At 67.9% G+C, this 17,296-nt stretch carries 13 protein-coding genes and 1 tRNA gene; 3 read left to right on the forward strand and 11 right to left on the reverse strand.

Annotated features, from left to right (window positions below; translation table 11 throughout):
- Positions 1–35: 35 nt before the first annotated feature.
- On the reverse strand, positions 36–944 hold the full coding sequence (locus K9U15_RS08415) for an ion transporter (protein ID WP_227115308.1): 909 nt from the start codon (positions 942–944) through the stop codon (positions 36–38).
- A gap of 229 nt (positions 945–1,173) precedes the next feature.
- On the opposite strand from K9U15_RS08415, the gene K9U15_RS08420 reads away from it, so the two are divergent.
- Entirely contained in the window at positions 1,174–2,883 is a 1,710-nt protein-coding gene (locus tag K9U15_RS08420) for a cation:proton antiporter (RefSeq protein WP_123674044.1), read from the forward strand.
- A 62-nt stretch (positions 2,884–2,945) separates the two neighbouring features.
- Here K9U15_RS08420 and K9U15_RS08425 read toward each other — a convergent pair whose 3' ends face one another.
- From K9U15_RS08425 to tig, 8 genes are all read right to left on the reverse strand, one after another.
- The gene (locus K9U15_RS08425; RefSeq protein WP_096226730.1) at positions 2,946–3,281 is read right to left on the reverse strand and encodes a hypothetical protein; all 336 of its coding nucleotides are present in this window, start codon (positions 3,279–3,281) and stop codon (positions 2,946–2,948) included.
- Positions 3,282–3,318: 37 nt separating this feature from the next.
- Positions 3,319–3,876, reverse strand: coding sequence for a hypothetical protein (locus tag K9U15_RS08430; protein WP_096226732.1), 558 nt, complete (start codon positions 3,874–3,876; stop codon positions 3,319–3,321).
- A 195-nt stretch (positions 3,877–4,071) separates the two neighbouring features.
- Positions 4,072–5,985 (reverse strand): threonine--tRNA ligase, encoded by a 1,914-nt coding sequence (thrS, locus tag K9U15_RS08435; protein WP_096226733.1) that lies wholly within the window; start codon positions 5,983–5,985, stop codon positions 4,072–4,074.
- 225 nt (positions 5,986–6,210) lie between these two features.
- Complete coding sequence (locus K9U15_RS08440; RefSeq protein ID WP_096226735.1) at positions 6,211–6,756, reverse strand: zinc ribbon domain-containing protein; 546 nt, start codon at positions 6,754–6,756, stop codon at positions 6,211–6,213.
- A 214-nt stretch (positions 6,757–6,970) separates the two neighbouring features.
- Positions 6,971–9,661, reverse strand: a complete 2,691-nt coding sequence (locus tag K9U15_RS08445; protein WP_096226736.1) for a valine--tRNA ligase — start codon at positions 9,659–9,661, stop codon at positions 6,971–6,973.
- 96 nt (positions 9,662–9,757) lie between these two features.
- The gene (gene clpX / locus K9U15_RS08450) at positions 9,758–11,155 is read right to left on the reverse strand and encodes an ATP-dependent Clp protease ATP-binding subunit ClpX (RefSeq protein ID WP_096226738.1); all 1,398 of its coding nucleotides are present in this window, start codon (positions 11,153–11,155) and stop codon (positions 9,758–9,760) included.
- A 6-nt stretch (positions 11,156–11,161) separates the two neighbouring features.
- Positions 11,162–11,797, reverse strand: a complete 636-nt coding sequence (locus tag K9U15_RS08455) for an ATP-dependent Clp protease proteolytic subunit (protein ID WP_087190938.1) — start codon at positions 11,795–11,797, stop codon at positions 11,162–11,164.
- A 171-nt stretch (positions 11,798–11,968) separates the two neighbouring features.
- Positions 11,969–13,471, reverse strand: a complete 1,503-nt coding sequence (tig, locus tag K9U15_RS08460) for a trigger factor (RefSeq protein WP_227115307.1) — start codon at positions 13,469–13,471, stop codon at positions 11,969–11,971.
- Positions 13,472–13,812: 341 nt separating this feature from the next.
- On the opposite strand from tig, the gene K9U15_RS08465 reads away from it, so the two are divergent.
- Positions 13,813–14,172 carry a hypothetical protein gene (locus K9U15_RS08465; RefSeq protein ID WP_041239908.1) on the forward strand — a complete coding sequence of 120 codons (360 nt, stop codon included), beginning with the start codon at positions 13,813–13,815 and terminating at the stop codon, positions 14,170–14,172.
- Positions 14,173–14,274: 102 nt separating this feature from the next.
- Here K9U15_RS08465 and K9U15_RS08470 read toward each other — a convergent pair whose 3' ends face one another.
- Both K9U15_RS08470 and K9U15_RS08475 read right to left on the reverse strand, forming a co-directional pair.
- Positions 14,275–15,594: a (Fe-S)-binding protein gene (locus K9U15_RS08470; RefSeq protein WP_206611224.1), complete on the reverse strand. Its 1,320-nt coding sequence runs from the start codon at positions 15,592–15,594 to the stop codon at positions 14,275–14,277.
- 242 nt (positions 15,595–15,836) lie between these two features.
- Positions 15,837–15,921 (reverse strand) — tRNA-Leu (locus K9U15_RS08475).
- 116 nt (positions 15,922–16,037) lie between these two features.
- On the opposite strand from K9U15_RS08475, the gene sstT reads away from it, so the two are divergent.
- Positions 16,038–17,294 (forward strand): serine/threonine transporter SstT, encoded by a 1,257-nt coding sequence (sstT, locus tag K9U15_RS08480; RefSeq protein ID WP_087190941.1) that lies wholly within the window; start codon positions 16,038–16,040, stop codon positions 17,292–17,294.
- Positions 17,295–17,296: the final 2 nt, after the last annotated feature.

Below are 17,296 nucleotides of genomic sequence, written 5' to 3' on the forward strand. Positions count from 1 at the left end.
AAGCGACGGGCTGCGCCTGCGCCCCCGCCGGGCCCCTACAAGTCGTCGGCATCGGCCTCGACGCCGTCGTCGCAGCACCCGTCGACACGCTCCCCATCGCCGTCGCGCGCATCCCCCTCGTCCGCACCGCACCTTGCGCGGGCCCGCGCGTCTTGCGCGCGGAACTCGGCAACGAAGCCGGCCGAGAAGATGCCCGCCGGGATGGCCACCACGCCGATGGACAGCAGCATGGTGAGGAATCCCACGAGGCGCCCCGCCGCCGTCAGGGGCACGAGGTCGCCGTAGCCCGTTGAGGTGATAGTGGTCATGGCCCAGTACATGCCCGTGAGCACGCTGTCGAACTTGTCGGGCTGCACCGGATGCTCCACCTCGAACATGAGCACGCTGGCCGTGACGGTGAGCAGCCCCAGCACCGTGAACGCGGCGACGATCTCCTGGCGGCGCTTCGCGAACACGCGCGCGATGGACCGCAGCCCGCGCATGTAGCGCGACAGCTTGACGAGCCGCAGCAGGCGGATGATGCGCGCGGCGTTGAGCGCCGAGGCGGACACCGGCACCGCCAGCACCAGCAGCCCCGGCAGGAACGCCAGCAGGTCGACGAGCCCCATGGGCGAGAGCGCGTAGCGCAGCCGCGCCTTCACGGGCCCGCAGCAAGGATGCACGAGGTCGGCCACCCATAGGCGCGCGCCATACTCAACCGCGAAGCACGCGCTCGAGGCCAGCCCGAACACGAGCAGCGCATGCGACACGCCCGACGACACGTCCAGCTGCGGCTCGGCGAACACGAGCAGCGCGTTCGCCACGATGAGCGCGAACAGCGCGATACCCACCGCCCGCGCTGCGCCGCGCGCCGCGCGCACGTCCTCCAGGGCGAGGAACGCCTGTCGCTTGAACGGGGATGCCTGTGCCAGCCGGCGCTCCAGCAGCTCCTCCCGTTTAGCCATGGGCCCGCGTCCACCCTGGGACGGAACGGGGACGGCGGTCCTCGGCGGAGACCTCGGCGGTGACGATCATGGGGTTCGCTCCTTTTCCCGCTCGCCCGCGCCGCGGGGGCGGCGGGCGGTACGTGCTCTGCGTGCGCCCTAAGCATACCACGACGCCCTCCCCCTCCGTTGCGCTACAATGGCATCGTTCGTCTGCAAACGTCGTTCTCGCACGCCCGAAAGGCCCTCCATGCCCGTCGACCTCATCTCGCTCGCCATCATCGCGCTCGTCGCGGCGGCGTGTCCCATCCTCGCCAAGCTCATCCCCGGCAAGCTCATCCCCGAGACGGTGTTCCTGCTCATCGCCGGCGCCGTGCTCGGGCCGAACCTCGCGGGCGCCATAGAGCTCACCGACTCGGTAGGGCTGTTGTCCGACCTGGGCCTGGCTTTCCTGTTCCTGCTGGCGGGCTACGAGATAAACCCGAAGAGCCTCACCGGTTCCCAAGGCAAGCGGGGCCTGGCCACCTGGGTCGTGTCCATCGTGCTGGCCTTTTTGTTCGTGCATTTCGCCAGCGGCCTGTTCGCGAACGAGATAGAGTCCGTGGCCGTGGCCATCGCGCTGACCACCACGGCGCTCGGCACGCTCATGCCCATCCTGAAGGAGCGCGAGCTCATGGGCACGCGCGTGGGCGAGTCCGTCCTGGCCTACGGCACGTGGGGCGAGCTGTGCCCGGTGCTCGCCATGGCGCTTCTGCTGTCGACGCGCGCCGAGTGGAAGACCGTGCTCATCCTGATGGCGTTCATGGCCCTGTGCGTGCTGGTGGCGGTGGTGCCCGCCAAGGCGAAGAAGGCCGGCCACCGGCTGTTCCGCTTCCTCACCGCCAACGCCGAGGGCACCTCGCAGACTATGATGCGCGTGACGGTGCTCCTGCTGGTGGGGTTGGTGGCCCTGTCGGCCGCGTTCGACCTCGACATCGTGCTGGGAGCGTTCGCGTCGGGCTTCGTGCTCCGCTACATCATCCCCGAGGGCGACCACGCGCTCGAGCACAAGCTGGACGGCGTGGCGTACGGTTTCCTCATACCTATCTTCTTCGTGGTGTCCGGCGCGAAGATCGACCTGGCGGCGGTGTTCCAGCAGCCCGAGGTGCTGGTGGGCTTCATCGCGCTTTTGCTGCTCATCCGCGCGGTGCCCATCTTCGCCGCACTCTCAACCGGCAAGGACACGCGCGACATATCGACGCACAACCGCCTGACCATCGCGCTGTACTGCACGACGGCGCTGCCCATCATCGTGGCCGTCACGTCGGTAGCCGTGAGCGCGGGCGCCATGCCGCAGGAGACGGCCAGCGTGCTCGTGGCGGCCGGCGCCATCACCGTGTTCCTCATGCCGCTTCTGGGCATGCTCACCTACCGCGTGGCCGACGCGAAGCCCATCGAGGCTGTGCGCGAGATAGCGCACAGCCCGCGCGACATCGGCGACATCCTGCGCGAGCACTGGGAGCTGGAGCGGATGCTCGCCCGCAAGGCGGCGCTCGAGCGGCTGGCGGCACGACACGAGGGGCGCAGCTTCGAGGACCTGGACTGGCAGGACCGTGCGGCGCTGCTTCAGCGAGCCTCGGCGCGCAAGCGCGCCATCGACGAGGCGCTGGACCTCGCCTCTCAGGAGATGGCACGCCGCGCGCTCGTGGACGACGCCGATCCCGACGGCGACGGCCCCCGGCTGGCCGACAGGCAGCAGCGCCGCGAGGAACGGCGGCGTCTTGTTGCCGAGCATGCCGTGAGGGAGTACCGACGCCGCATGAACGAGCTGGGCGGCGCGGCCGAGCGCATGGGCGTCAGCCGCGAGGACGCGCGTCGGCTGTTCGAGGACGCGCGGGAGATGCGGGAGTCTGCCCTGCGCGACCGGTACGGCACACGTGCGGGGCACGACGAGAACGGGGACGACGGGCCCCGTTCCTGAAGGACGGCGCGAAACGGGCCGGCTGGCAGCCGGACGGATCGCGCCAGCTTTTGGACGAACTGCTAGCGGGAGCCGTCCTCGTATTCCTGGCGCGCGGCACGCAGCGCCCAGACCACGAACAGGTCGACAAGCACCAGGAACACGCCGGCCACCGTCAGCATGCCGTCGCTCTCGGGCGTGTAGGACGCCCAAGCCTGCCAGCCGCCGAGGCCCACGACGCCCGCTCCGACGACGATGAGCAGCACACCGCCTACGCGGGTCGCCTGCGCCACGCCGCTCGCTTCGCGCTCGCGCTCCGGTAGCCCTGCGGCGCCGGCGAGCGCATGCCGCCAGCGGCTGCAGGCCATCTGGACGCCCGTCACCACGAACACGAGCCCCATGAGCAGCAGGCCCGCCATGAGCGCCGCAATCCCCAGCCGTATTCCACGCTCCCGCCTAACCGAACAGGACCTCGGCTATGTTGCGGGTGGACTGCTCGGTGGGCGTCCAGGTGCTTCCCTCGAGCGTGTAGTCGATCGTGACGGAGCCGGCATCGACCGGCTCGATGGCCGCGGTGGCCTCCATGACGGTCTCCCCGATCTTCTGGTTCATCTCGGCCTCGGGAAGCTCGAGGAACGACTCGTCCTCGGCCAGCTTCGCCGCAGCATCCTCGAGCGCCTGCTCGTAGGCGGCATAGCTCTTGCACGTGAGCGCCACGTCGACATGGGCCTCCTTGCCGTCGACCGTCACGTCGCCGATACGGTAATCGAAGCCGGCCAGGTAAGCCTTCATGAACTCGTTCGCATCGATGCCGAACTCGGACAGGTCCGCAACGTCCGCACCGGACATGAGGTCGGCGAGCGCTGCCTCGTCCAGGTTCTTCAGCCCGTCCAGTTCCTCGGCCACCCCGTTGCGGATGACCTCCTCGTCGTTCGGCCCGCATCCTGCAAGCGCCCCCAGGCACAGCACCATGAGCGCGGCGGCGCAGACGGCGGCTATCTTGATCCTCTTCATGAAACGTTCCCCTCCCCTACCTTGAATGGACATGAAGCCATCATACCGGCCCCCGCACTGTTCGGCAAGCACGAAAGAAGCCCCCGACCAGGCGGGGGCTTCCGTTCGAAGCGAGGTTGGGACACGGTGCGCCGCCGCTCGGGCATACCGCGCGACCGAGCCCGGCGGCGCGGTATGCCTCCGCCCGGCGCGCCGCTACAGCGCGGCGTCCTTGATGGCCTGCACCAGCTTCTTCACGTCCCACGCGCCGAGGTCGCCTTCGTGGCGCTCGCGCACGCTGACCGTGCCGTTCTCGATCTCCTTGTCGCCGAGCACCACCATGTACGGGATCTTCTGGCTCTGGGCCTTCGCGATCTTCACGCGCATGGGCTCGTTCTGGTCGTACACCTCCACGCGACCGCCCGCATCAGCCAGCTTCAAGGCTAGATCATGGGCCGCCTCGTTGTGACGGTCGGCCAGCGGCAGCACGGCAACCTGCACAGGAGCCAGCCACAGCGGCAACGCGCCCGCGTAGTGCTCGATAAGGATGCCTAAGAAGCGCTCGATGGAGCCGAAAATGGCGCGATGGAGCATCCAGGGGCGCTCCTCGGTGTTGTCCTCGGTGCGGTAGGTGAGCCCGAAGCGCTCGGGCATGTTGAAGTCCACCTGCACGGTGGAGCACTGCCAGGTGCGGCCGATGGCGTCCTTCACCTTGATGTCGATCTTCGGGCCGTAGAACGCGCCGTCGCCCTCGTTGATGTCGTAGGACAGGCTGTGGCGCTCGCATGCTTCCTTGAGCGCGTTTGTGGCATGCTCCCACATGTCGTCGGTGCCGATAGACTTCTCGGGACGCGTGGAGATCTCGGCCTCGTATTCGAACCCGAACGTGGACATGATATGGTCCACGAGCCCGAGGATGGCCACCACCTCGTCCACCACCTGGTCGCGCGTGCAGAACACGTGCGCGTCGTCCTGGGTGAAGCCGCGGGCGCGCAGCAGGCCGTGCACGACGCCGCTCATCTCGTGGCGGTACACCGTGCCGAACTCGAAGTAGCGCAGCGGCAGGTCGCGGTAGGAATGCAGCTCGCTCTTGTACAGCATGACGTGGCCCGGGCAGTTCATGGGCTTCACGGCGTACTCGGTCATGCGGGGGTTCTCGTCGTCGCCCTCGTTGATCTCGAAGAAGTACATGTTCTCCTTGTAGAAGCCGTAATGGCCCGAGGTCTTCCACACGTCGGCGTTGTAGATGTGCGGGGTGATGACCTCCTCGTAGCCGCGCGTGTACAGGTCGCGGCGCAGCCACTCCTGCAGGGTGCGGATGATGCGCGCGCCCTTGGGGAGGTACAGCGGCAGACCGGCGCCCGCCAGCGGGTCCATGACGTAGATGCCCAGCTCGCGTCCCAGCTTGCGGTGGTCGCGCTTCTCGGCCTCCTCCAGGTTGCGCACGTGCTCGTCCAGCTCCTTCTGCTTGAAGAACGCCGTGCCGTAGATGCGGGTGAGCATCTCGCGCTCGGCGTCGCCGCGCCAGTACGCACCGGCGAGCTTCGTGAGCTTGAACGCGCCCAGCTTGCCGGTGGAGGGAAGGTGCGGCCCGCGGCAGAGGTCGGTGAACTTGCCGATGGTATACGTGGTGATGACGGCGTCCTCGGGAAGCTCGGCGATGAGCTCCAGCTTGAACGGCTGGTTCGCGAAGATCTCCTCGGCCTCGGCGCGCGTGACCACGCGGCGCTCGAAGGGCTCGTCGGACTTCACGATCTCGGCCATGCGGGCCTCGATGGCGGCGAAGTCGTCGGGCGAGAGCGCACGGCCCGTCTTCACGTCGTAATAGAAGCCGCCCTCGATGGCCGGTCCCACGCCGAACTGCACGTCGCCGTAGAGGTCGACGAGCGCGGCGGCCATGACGTGCGCCGTGGAATGGCGCAGGAGCTCCAGGCCCTCGTCGCTCTTGGCGGTGACGATGGCTACGGAGTCGCCCTCGGCCACGGGCGCGGAGAGGTCGACCGGCCGGTCGTTCACGATGCCGGCGAGCGCGGCCTTGGCAAGGCCCGCGCCGATGGAGGCGGCCACGTCCGCGACGGTAGCGCCGTCGGCGAGCTCCTTGCGCGAGCCGTCGGGAAGTACGATATTCATGATGGTTCCTTTCCTGTGCCGGGCGCGCACAAAGCGCCTGCACGATCGGTATGGCTGCGTCTTGAGTGCGCAGCCCGGGCTCAGTATGCCACGAACGGCCGGAGGGCCCTCCGAGCACACGGTTTCAACAGACGCCGCAGCAGGCGGCAGGCCGGCAGGCGGCAGGCACCGGCGCAGCATAAAAAGCCGCCCCGGTAAACGAGGCGGCTTCTTCGACAGCGCGGGTTACGGGGCGGGATGCTCGCCTTGCGGGGAGCGGGTCCGGGCCTGCCTTTGCTGGGGAGCCGCTTGCTGCGGCTGCTGCGTTCGGGCGCGCGGAGCGTTGCGGCGCGCGGGGGCGGCACCGCCCACGGGCGTGGCGCAGTAGGGACACACGGTCCACGACGGATCGAGCGCATGGTTGCAGGTGCCGCAAAGGTTCTTCAGCCGCTGATGGCAGTTCGGGCAGAGCACGAAGTCGGCCTCTACCGGATAGCCGCAGTTCGCGCATTCGCCGTACTTCATGAGCTCGCGCTGCTTGAGCGCGATCTCCAGCTCCTGCTCGTCGCGGTCGATCTGCAGCAGCGGCGGGCGCAGCAGGCAGTACGCGATGATGCCCAGCAGCGGGATGAGCGCCACGATGGCCCACACGTACCAGTAGGAGCCGCGCAGGTACGCGTCGCGGACCACCCAGACGATGGAGAGCACGTACAGAATGACGAGCAGTATGACGACCACGGTGAACGCGGCCTGCAACTCGGGCGTCCACAACTGGGACAGCAGTTCGCTCATTTCAACCTCGTTTTCTTCGACTTGCCAGACGCCGCGGGGGCGACCGTTGCACCGTGCCGACCTCAACAAGCGTCGACACGGTCAGTCATTATACCAAAATTGCCCGACCGCACCCCCGTGTTCAGGCAATTTCCGCAAGAGGCGCCCAACAGACCCCGTGCCTCGATGCGCCTTTGCGGCAGGCGGACGTCCCGCGCCCGCCTGCCGCCCGCGCCTACCCCAGCTCCGCCAGCTGGGCCTCCACGCGAGCAAGCTTGTCGGCGAGCTCGGCGTGCTTGGCACGGTCCTTCTCCACGATCTCGGGCGCGGCCTTGGCCAGGAAGCCCGGGTTGGAGAGCTTCTTCTCCAGCTTGCCCGCGTCGGCGGCGAGCTTGGCCTGCTCCTTCGCGAGGCGCTCGCGCTCGGCGCCGAGGTCCACGAGGCCCGACAGCACCAGGTACACCTCAAGCCCCGCGCCCAGCACGGCGCTGGACTCGGCCGGCTTCTCCACCTGCGCGCCGATGGCGAGCGACGCCGTGTTGCCCATGCCCTCTATGAGCCCCCGCTGGGCCTCGAGCAGGGCCGCGTCCGCCCCGTCGGCCTTCACGACCACGGCCAGCTGGGACTTCGGCGAGATGCCGTAGCGGGCGCGCGTCGAGCGGATGGCCGACACCGTCTCGCACACCATCTCGATGGCGCGCTCGGCCTCCGGGTCCGCGTACTTCGCCAGCTCCTGCGCGTCAGGCCAGGCGGCCCCGATGAGGTACGGTGCGCCCTCGCGGTCGATGGGCAACTCCTGGTAGATCTCCTCGGTCACGAACGGCATGATGGGATGCAGCAGCCGCAGCGCCTGGTCGAGCACGAACACGAGGTTGCGCTGGCACGCCAGGCGGTCCGCCGGGTCGGCCCCGGCGCCCAGGCGCGCCTTCGAGAACTCGATGTACCAGTCGCAGAACTCGTTCCAGAAGAACGCGTACAGCTCGCGCGTGGCCTCGCCGAACTCGAAGCCGTCGAACGCCGCGTCCAGGCGCGCCACGAGGCCCGCCAAGCGCGAGAAGATCCAGCGGTCGGCCGGCGTCGAGGGCGCGGGTTCGCCCGGCTCGTAGCCGTCCAGGTTCATCATGACGAAGCGCGCGGCATTGCGGATCTTGTTCGCGAAGTTGCGCGAGCTTTCCAGCTTCTCCTCGTTGAACTTGAGGTCCTGCGCGCCCGTCACCTGCATGAGCAGGCCGAAGCGCATGCCATCGGCCCCGTAGTCCTCCATGAGGCGCAGCGGGTCCACGCCGTTGCCGCGGCTCTTGGACATGGGCTTGCCGTCGGCCGCCATCACCGTCGGGTGGATGATGACGTGCTCGAACGGGATCTGATCCGTGCAGTACATGGACGCCATCACCATGCGCGCCACCCACAGCCCCATGATGTCGCGCGCGGTGGACAGCACCTGCGTGGGGTACGCGGCGCGCATCTCGGGCGCGTCCACCCCCTCCTCGGTCCAGCCCATCGTGGCGAACGGCCACAGCTGCGACGAGAACCACGTGTCGAGCACGTCCTCGTCCTGGCGCACCGGGGCGCCGCACACGGGGCACGTCTCGACGTCCTCCACCGAAGCGTCCTCCCAGCCGCACGCGTCGCAGTAGAACATGGGAATGCGGTGCCCCCACCACAGCTGGCGCGAGATGCACCAGTCTTTCAGGTTCTCGAGCCAGTCGAGGTAGACCTGCTTCCAACGCTCGGGATGGAACTGGATGGAGCCGTCCTCCACCACGCGCGCCGCATCCTTCTTGAGGCCGTCCACGGCCACGAACCACTGCTCGGACTCCCAGGGCTCGAGCTTCGTGTGGCAGCGGTAGCACGTCATGACGGAGTGATCGTGGTCCTCCACGTGGTCGAGCAGCCCGAGCTCGTCGAACGCGGCCACGACGGCCTCGCGGGCCTCGTCGCGGTCCATGCCCGAGAACTTCCCGTAGCCCTCCACCACGTGCGCCGTCTCGTCGAAGATGTTGATGCGCTCGAGGCCGTTGCGCTCGCCCATGGCCCAGTCGTTCGGGTCGTGCGCGGGCGTGGTCTTCACGCAGCCGGTGCCGAACTCCCTGTCGACGTGCCAGTCGGCGAAGATGGGGATCTCGCGGTCGACGAGCGGCAGCGTCACCGTCTTGCCCACGAGGTGCTTGAAGCGCTCGTCCTTCGGGTTCACCGCCACGCCCGTGTCGCCGAGCATCGTCTCGGGGCGCGTCGTGGCCACCACGAGGTACTCCAGTCCGTCCACCGGCTCGGTCAACGGGTAGCGCAGGTACCACAGGTGCCCCGCCTCGTCCACGTACTCGGCCTCGTCGTCGGAGATGGACGTGGTGCAGTGGGGGCACCAGTTCACGATGCGCTTGCCCTTGTAGATGAGGTCGTCGCGGTACCAGTCCACGAAGAGCTTGCGCACGGCACGCACGTAGGCCGGCTCCAGCGTGAAGTGCTCGTCGTCGTAGTCGCACGAGCAGCCCATGCCCTTGATCTGGTTCACGATGGTGGTGCCGTACTCCTTGTACCAGTCGTAGCACGCCTCGATGAACGCCTCGCGGCCTATCTCCAGGCGGCTGATGCCCTGGTCGGCCAGCTTCTTGTCCACCTTGGTCTGCGTGGAGATGCCGGCGTGGTCGGTGCCGAGGATCCAGCGCGTGGGGCGGCCCTGCATGCGGGCGCGGCGGATGCACGTGTCCTGGATGGTGTCGTTGAGGGCGTGGCCCATGTGCAGCACGCCCGTGATGTTCGGCGGCGGGATGACGATGGTGTAGGGCTGCCCCTTCTTGGCGCCGAAGCCCTCGCCGCGCTGGAAGTAGCCGGCATCCTTCCACGCCTCGAAAAGCGGGCGCTCGTGGGCGGCGAAGTCGTAGTCGATCTTCCTCGCCCCGGTTTTCTCGTTCGTGTTATCGGCCATGGTCTGCTCTTTCGTCCTCAAAGTCTCTCAAACCGAAAAGCGGGCGCGCCGCTCGTCTGCGATCCGCCCGCTCGTCTCCCGTATCCCGCGACCGCGCTATGCGCTCTGCAGGCTCACCTCGTCGCCCATCGGCAGGGCCCCTGCCCCGCCCGCGGGCTCGATCTCCGGCTTCGTCTCGCCTTTGATGTCGCTCGCGCGCACGGTGACGGCAGTGGCGCCCTCGTGCTCGGGCAGGTCGTACATCACGTCCATGAGCACCCGCTCGCAGATGGAGCGCAGCCCGCGGGCACCCGTGCCGTGCTCCACGGCCTCGTGCGCGATGGCGCGCAGGGCCTCGGGCTCGAACACGAGCGTGGAATCCTCGAAGTCGAACATCTTCGTGTACTGCTTCACCAGCGCGTTCCTCGGCTCGGTGAGGATGCGCACGAGGTCTTCCTCCGACAGCTCGTTCAGGGACGTCACCACGGGGATGCGGCCCACGAACTCGGGGATCATGCCGTACTTGTTCAGATCCTCAGGCAGCACCTGGGCCAAAAGCTCGGCCTCGGCGTGCTTCTTGGACTCGGGCAGGTCGGCGTTGAAGCCGAGCCCTTTCTTTCCCACGCGGTCGGCGATGATGCCGGCCAAACCCACGAACGCGCCGCCGAGGATGAACAGGATGTTCGTGGTGTCGATGTGGATGAGCTCCTGCTGGGGATGCTTGCGGCCGCCCTGCGGCGGGACGCTCGCCTCCGTGCCCTCCACGATCTTCAGGAGCGCCTGCTGCACGCCCTCGCCGGACACGTCGCGCGTGATGGACAGGTTCTCGGCCTTGCGGGCCACCTTGTCGATCTCGTCGATGTAGATGATGCCTATCTCGGCGCGCGGGATGTCGAAGTCGGCCGCCGTCATGAGCTTGAGCAGGATGTTCTCAACGTCCTCGCCCACGTAGCCGGCCTCGGTGAGCGTGGTGGCATCCGCAATGGCGAACGGCACCTTCAGCGTGCGGGCGAGCGTCTGCGCCAAGAGCGTCTTGCCGGAGCCTGTGGGGCCCAGCAGCATGATGTTGCTCTTGGCCAGCTCCACGTCGCCCTCGGCTGCGTCGGCCCCCAGGCTGATGCGCTTGTAATGGTTGTACACGGCCACGGACAACGCGCGCTTGGCCGCCTCCTGCCCCACCACATGCTCGGAGAGCTCCGCGTACAGCTCGTGGGGAGTGGGCAGGTCGGCCAGGACGTCCTCGGGCGCCGGCTCGGCCTCGGCCGTGTACGGCTCGCCCGCATGCTTGGCGTGGCGGCCCTGCGGCTCGGACTCCATCGGGGCGGCCGCCTCGGGCGGCACGGAGAGCCCCAGGTCGCGCATCATGGCATCGGCGCACACGGATATGCACTCGTCGCAGATGTAGATGCCGTTGGGGCCCGAGATCATCGCGGCCACCTCGTGCGGGTGCTTCCCGCAGAAGGCGCACGCGATGTCGTCCCGGCCGGCGAATTCCTCGTGTCTCTCGTTCGTCATAACAGGTTATTCGCTCTTCTTCTCTTCGGTGTCCGACGCGACGGCGCGCGACGTGGTGATGCGGTCCACCAGGCCGTAGGCCAGCGCCTCCTCGGCGGTCATGTAGTTGTCGCGCTCGGTGTCGGCCTGGATGGTCTCGAGCGTCTGGCCCGTGTTGTCCGCGAGGATCTTGTTCAGGCGGTTGCGGGTCTTCAGCATGAAGTCGGCCACGATGGCGATCTCGGTCTGCTGGCCCTGGGCGCCGCCGGACGGCTGGTGGATGAGCACCATGGAGTTCGGGAGGCACAGGCGCTTGCCCTTGGCGCCGTTGGACAGCAGCACGGCGGCCATGGAGGCGCACTCGCCCAGGCAGATGGTGGACACGTCGCACTTGATGAAGTCCATGGTGTCCAGGATGGCCAGGCCCGCCGTGACGGAGCCGCCCGGCGAGTTGATGTAGAGGGAGATGTCCTTCTCGGGATCGGCGCTCTCCAGGTGCAGCAGCTGCGCCACCACGGAGTTCGCCACGTTGTCGTCGATCTGCTCGCCCAGGAAGATCACGCGGTCGTTCAGCAGGCGGGAGTAGATGTCGTAGCTGCGCTCGCCGCGGGGGGACTGCTCGATGACGTAGGGGATCAGTGCTGCCTTGGTATCGTAGCTCATAGCTTGTTGCCTCGCTTTCGCTCGCGGCCCCGGCGGGACCGCACGGAATCGTCTAATGCCATAGTGATGTACGTTTCGCCGCCACGCAAGGCCAGGCTACCGTTTCGTTACCCTCGGCGAGACGAGCGGACGCGCCCCCGGAAGGGCGCGTCCGAAGAGCCGCCTGCGGCGCTATTCGGCGTCCGCTGCCTTCTCGGCGTCGGCGGCCTCGTCCTTCTTGGCCTTCTTCGGGGCGGCCTTCTTGGCGGCCGGCTTCTTCTCGGTAGCCTCGTCCTTGGCCTCGTCCTTCTTGGCGGTCTTCTTGGCCGCGGCCTTCTTGGCGGGCTTCTTCTCGTCCTTCTTGTCGTCGGCGGCCGCTCCCGGCTCGACGATGGTCACGACGGCCTTCTCCATGACGTCCTCGGCGGCCCTCGTGCGGGCGATGCCGTTCTTCACCATGTGGAGCTGGCCGTTTTTGCGCCACTCCTCCTGGAGCTTCTTCGGATCCTCCACGCCGCTCTTCACGAATTCCTCGGCCACGTCCTCGTCCGTGACCTCCATGCTGTAGTGGCGCGCCCACGCGTCGAGCGCGAGGTCCTGCTTGGTCATGTCGGCGGCCTGCGCCTTCACGTCCTCCTTGAAGCGGTCGGGCGTGATGCCCTGCTGCTTCAGATAGGCGTCGAAGCTCACGCCCTGGCGCTGCAGCTGCTGGAAGAAGTCCTGCAGCAGGCTCGTCTCGGCCTCCTCGCACATGGCCTCCGGCACGTCGCCCTGCAGGCGGTCTGCCAGCTTGGAGAGGCACTGGTTCTCCTTGATGCGGGGCAGCACCTCCTCCTTCTGCTCCAGGATGGAGTCGGCCACGCGGGTGCGCAGGTCGGCCACGTTCTCGAAGCCGAGCGTGTCCTTGACCCACTCGTCCGTGACCTCGGGCAGCACCTTGTTCTTGACGGCCTGCACCTCGACCTCGAAGTTGATCTTGGACGTCTTGCCCATGAGAGGCTGCGTCATGACGGTCGGCTCGGCCGGCACGTCGATGGAGAACTCCTTCTTCTGGCCCTTCTTCATGCCCACGAGCTCGGCGTCGAACGCGGCCGGGAACAGGCCGGTGCCCAAGCCGTACAGGCGCGTGGGGGTGGTCAGGGAGGCGATGTCCTCGCCGGCGTCGTCGGTGGCCTTCATGCCCAGGTCGAGGTAGCTGTCCTCCTTGACCTTCGTGGCCGCGGCGGCGTCCTCGTAGTCATAGTAGTGCTCGCGGAGCTGGTCGATCTGGTCGTCGACCTCGGCGTCGCTCGCGCCCTCGGCGGGCATGTCGATCTCCACCGGCTCGTAGCTGGAAAGCTCCAGCTCCGGCTTCACCTCCACCTCGAGCGAGTACTCGAACGGCTTGCCGGCCGCCACGAGGCCCATGTCCTCGGCGAACGTCGGCTTCGACACGGGGTACAGGTTGCATTCGTCGATGGCGAGGGGATAGGTCTCGTTCACCACGTCGTCCGTCACCGTGGCGGGGACCGCCTCGGCTCCCAGCGCGTTGTCGATGATCGGGCGCGGCGCCTTGCCGGCGCGGAACCCGGGGAAGTTGTACTTGTGCGCGAAGTCCTTGTAGGTCTTCTTGATGCGCGCGTCGATATCCTTGGCATCGACGGTAACGGTCACCTTGACGCGGTTATCCTGCAATGCCTCAACTTTTGTCTCCACGTAACTATCCTCCATCATTTCCGATAAATCGCCTCGCGGCAGCGTGCGGTGCTCTCGGCGGCTGCCCCCTAGCGGCGCGCATCCGCGTCGGCCTCGCAAGACGTCCGATTCGCACTCTGGCACACCGAAACGGAATTATCGCACATATGGTAGGGTTGAGGAAGCAGGTTCACGAAGAACCGACGAAAGAGGCGCGGTATGGGGGCGCAAACGCCGCGTTGCCCGCCCGGAGCTTCTGGGTACCGGGACGTTTCCTGATCTCCGGCGATTTTCCACACCCACCGTCCGCCGCGACCCGCTATCATGGAAACCATCATCATGAACCCGACCGAGAGGTGCGCGTGGCCATCTCCTTGAACATACCGCAGGAGCGCGAGCTGGCGCGGCTCATCGACTACGAGCGCTCGACGTGCAGCGTCGAGGGCGAGCTCGTGTACCGCTGCGCCTTCCCCTACCGCCCCGACGACGAGCTGCAGGCCGAGCTCATCGACGCCGGAGCGCTGGCCGCGAAGGCCGAGGGCAAGCGCGGCACCATCGTGGTCATCACCTCGGACGGGTACTCCTTCTTCCTCGAGCGCAACCGCGCCGAGCGCGAGCGCGTCCGCCGCGAGAAGCGCGACGCGCGGCTCATCGGCCTGTCGGCCCTGTTCGCCGCGCTCTGCGTGGTGGCCGGCTTCCTGCTGGGACGCTTCCTGGCGTAAGGGCCACGGCGCACCCCAATCGCCGATCGGCAGGAGCGGTATCGAAAGTCATGCCTCGTCGTCTCTCCCGGGTCGAGCGTAGGGCAAGGGCAGGGCCCTTGCCTAAGCGAAGAACGTCTGCGTGAGCCAGGGGCCGTACTCGCCTTCCCACATGCCGCCCAGCTGGGCGAACACCTGCGACCAGTCGATGGTCTGGCCGAACAGCAGCTCCAGGTAGTGGCGGTTGCCGATTCCGCGCTCGGACGGCGCTCCCAGGCAGGCCTGCGCCACCGTGTAGGTGCAGGTGGGGCACGTGGTGATGAGCGTTTCAGCGCCGGTTTTGCGCGCCTCGTCGATAATGCGCCACACGCGTCGCTCCGTGACGTCGCCGTCGTAGCCCGCCACGGCGCCGCCCGCCCCGCAGCAGAGCGTGCCCTTGCGGCGGTGGTCCATCTCCAGACGGGCCGTCTCGGGCAGGTTGCGCGCCACGAGCGCGCGGATGGCGGCGCCATGGCGTCCGTCGAAGCGGTCGTGGCACGAGTCGAAGAACGTGACGCTTCGTTCGGGAAGCGGCGCGAAGCCCGTGGGACGGCCGGCGCGCTCGGCGGCTCGGCTCTTCTTCAACAGGAGCTCCGGCAAGGGGACGATGTCCACCTCGTCGCCCATGAGCTCCACGAACTCCTCCCCGCAGCCGGGGCACACCGTGACCACGCGCTCGATGCCCGCCGCGCGTATCTGGTCGAGGATGCGCTGGCGCAGCGCGGCGGCGCGGTCGAACAGCCCGGCGCTCATGAGCGGGCTTCCGCAGCAATCGGTGGAGAGCGCCCAGGCCACGCCGTTGTCGGTGAGCCACCTCCCCACCGTGCGCGTGAGCTCGGGCGCGTAGCTCACCAGCGAGCAGCCGGGGAAGAACAGCGTGTCCGCCAGGCCCGGCCCGTTCCCGGCCGCCTGCTCGAGCGAGGTGAGCTCCGGGTAGCCGATGCCGTAGACGGCACGGTAGGCGCTGAAGATGTTCCACTCGTTGTCCACCATCACGAGCTTGGAGTCGTCGGGCGGCATGAGCCCGGCGCGCATGAACAGCACGCGCCAGTCGCGCATGCGCTCGGGCGCCAGCACGTGGGTCTGGCACGTGGCCGTGCAGAAGCCGCAGAAGCAGCAGCGGCGCAGCGCGTGGTAGAGCTCGGGGCGGTCCTGCACGAGCTGCAGCACGGCGGCGGGCTGGTCGTCGAACGGCAGCGCCGCTATGGCGCCGTAGCCCTCCTCCACCTGGCCCATGTCCAGGCCCGGCTCCTTCAGCACCTCGCAGCGCAGCGTGCAGCGCTTGCAGTGCGCGCAGGTGAGCTTCTTGTTCGCCCAGGCGGCCAGCATATCGAGCTTGGCCGCGTCCAGGCCGGCGATCTGCCCGAGTTCCTCGGTCGTGAGTTTTTCCGGTCGTGGCTGCATGCGCATGGCGTACTCCCCCCTCGTATCCGCGACCAGTTTAGCGCAATGCGCCCCGACTGAGGCGAGAATCGGGCGAGGACGCGCATTTTGCGCAGGCTGCGGCAGAGACGATGCGCTGCGGCAACCGGGAAGCGCGCCCGGGAGCAGCGCCCGGAAGCAGCGCCCGCGTGCGCGGCCCGCGCCTTCGGCCGCAGCCTCAAACGCAGCATACCCGGGAAAGCTTGCAGCTTCCCCGGGTATGCTGGTGCGGGCGAAAGGACTTGAACCTTCACACCTTTCGGTACCAGAACCTAAATCTGGCGCGTCTGCCAATTCCGCCACGCCCGCACGTGCGCCCTTTTCGCGCAGCGAACATGATAGCAGAACTTGGCGGCGCGCGGCCAGGTTGCGCGGTCTGCTATCATAGGCGCCCGAACCGTAGGGAACGAAGGCAAGGAGCAGGCGTGGACTTCAAGGCGCTCGCGCGCAAGTACAACGACATCAGCCTTATCAAGCGCATCGTGGCGGGACTCGCCGTGGGCGCGGTGCTGGGCATCGCGTTTCCAAACGCAGAGGCCGTGGGGCTTCTGGGCACGCTGTTCGTGTCGGCCCTGAAGGCCGTGGCACCGGTGCTCGTGTTCTTCCTCGTGACAAGCGCGCTGGCCAACGCGAAGGCGGCGGGGTCCATGCGAACGGTCGTGGTGCTCTACCTGGTGAGCACGTTCGCGGCGGCGCTCGTGGCCGTGGGGGCGAGCTACCTGTTCCCCACCGAGCTGACGCTGGCGGCCCCGGCGGAGGCGCAGGGCACGCCCTCGGGCATCGGCGAGGTGCTGGGCACGCTCGTCTCGAACATGGTGGCGAACCCCGTGGACGCGCTGGCGAACGCGAACTACCTGGGCATCCTCGTGTGGGCCGTCGTGCTGGGCATCGCGCTGCGCGCGGCGTCGGGCACGGTGAAGGACGTGTTCGCAAGCGTGTCGGACGCCGTGTCCACGGTGGTGCGCTGGGTGATCGCGCTCGCCCCGTTCGGCGTGCTGGGGCTTGTGTACTCCACCGTGTCGCAGAACGGGCTGGACGTCTTCGCCGAGTACGGACGGCTCCTCCTCGTGCTCGTGGGCTGCATGCTGTTCATCGCCCTCGTTGCGAACCCGCTCATCGTGTTCGCCTGCGTGCGCGCGAATCCCTACCCCCTCGTGCTGCGGTGCCTGAAGGACAGCGGCGTCACGGCGTTCTTCACGCGCAGCTCGGCGGCGAACATCCCGGTGAACATGGAGCTCTGCCGGAAGCTCGGCCTCGACAAGGACAACTACTCGGTTTCCATCCCGCTGGGAGCCACCATCAACATGGCGGGCGCGGCCGTGACCATCACGGTCATGGCCATGGCGGCCGCCCACACGCTCGACATCGCCGTGAACCCGCTCGCCGCCGTGGTGCTAAGCGCGCTGGCCGCCGCCTCCGCCTGCGGCGCGTCGGGCGTGGCCGGCGGGTCGCTTCTGCTCATACCCCTGGCCTGCTCGCTGTTCGGCATCGACGGCGACGTGTCCCTGCAGGTGGTGGCCATCGGCTTCATCATCGGCGTGGTTCAGGACTCGTGCGAGACGGCCCTGAACTCCTCGTCCGACGTGCTGTTCACCGCCGCGGCGGAGTACCGCCAGCGCCGCCTCGAGGGCCGCAGCTTCCGCCTGGGCCGCGACGCGTTCGACGAGAACGAATTGGCATAGGG

Source organism: Gordonibacter sp. RACS_AR68, from assembly GCF_030418485.1.
Lineage (GTDB): Bacteria > Actinomycetota > Coriobacteriia > Coriobacteriales > Eggerthellaceae > Gordonibacter > Gordonibacter urolithinfaciens.

Excerpts from the sequence above, each read along its gene's own strand:
- K9U15_RS08415 (WP_227115308.1), bottom strand. The coding sequence starts at position 944 with ATGGCTAAACGGGAGGAGCTGCTGGAGCGCCGGCTGGCACAGGCATCC.
- K9U15_RS08420 (WP_123674044.1), top strand. The coding sequence starts at position 1,174 with ATGCCCGTCGACCTCATCTCGCTCGCCATCATCGCGCTCGTCGCGGCG.
- K9U15_RS08425 (WP_096226730.1), bottom strand. The coding sequence starts at position 3,281 with ATGGCGGGCCTGCTGCTCATGGGGCTCGTGTTCGTGGTGACGGGCGTC.
- K9U15_RS08430 (WP_096226732.1), bottom strand. The coding sequence starts at position 3,876 with ATGAAGAGGATCAAGATAGCCGCCGTCTGCGCCGCCGCGCTCATGGTG.
- thrS (WP_096226733.1), bottom strand. The coding sequence starts at position 5,985 with ATGAATATCGTACTTCCCGACGGCTCGCGCAAGGAGCTCGCCGACGGC.
- K9U15_RS08440 (WP_096226735.1), bottom strand. The coding sequence starts at position 6,756 with ATGAGCGAACTGCTGTCCCAGTTGTGGACGCCCGAGTTGCAGGCCGCG.
- K9U15_RS08445 (WP_096226736.1), bottom strand. The coding sequence starts at position 9,661 with ATGGCCGATAACACGAACGAGAAAACCGGGGCGAGGAAGATCGACTAC.
- clpX (WP_096226738.1), bottom strand. The coding sequence starts at position 11,155 with ATGACGAACGAGAGACACGAGGAATTCGCCGGCCGGGACGACATCGCG.
- K9U15_RS08455 (WP_087190938.1), bottom strand. The coding sequence starts at position 11,797 with ATGAGCTACGATACCAAGGCAGCACTGATCCCCTACGTCATCGAGCAG.
- K9U15_RS08470 (WP_206611224.1), bottom strand. The coding sequence starts at position 15,594 with ATGCAGCCACGACCGGAAAAACTCACGACCGAGGAACTCGGGCAGATC.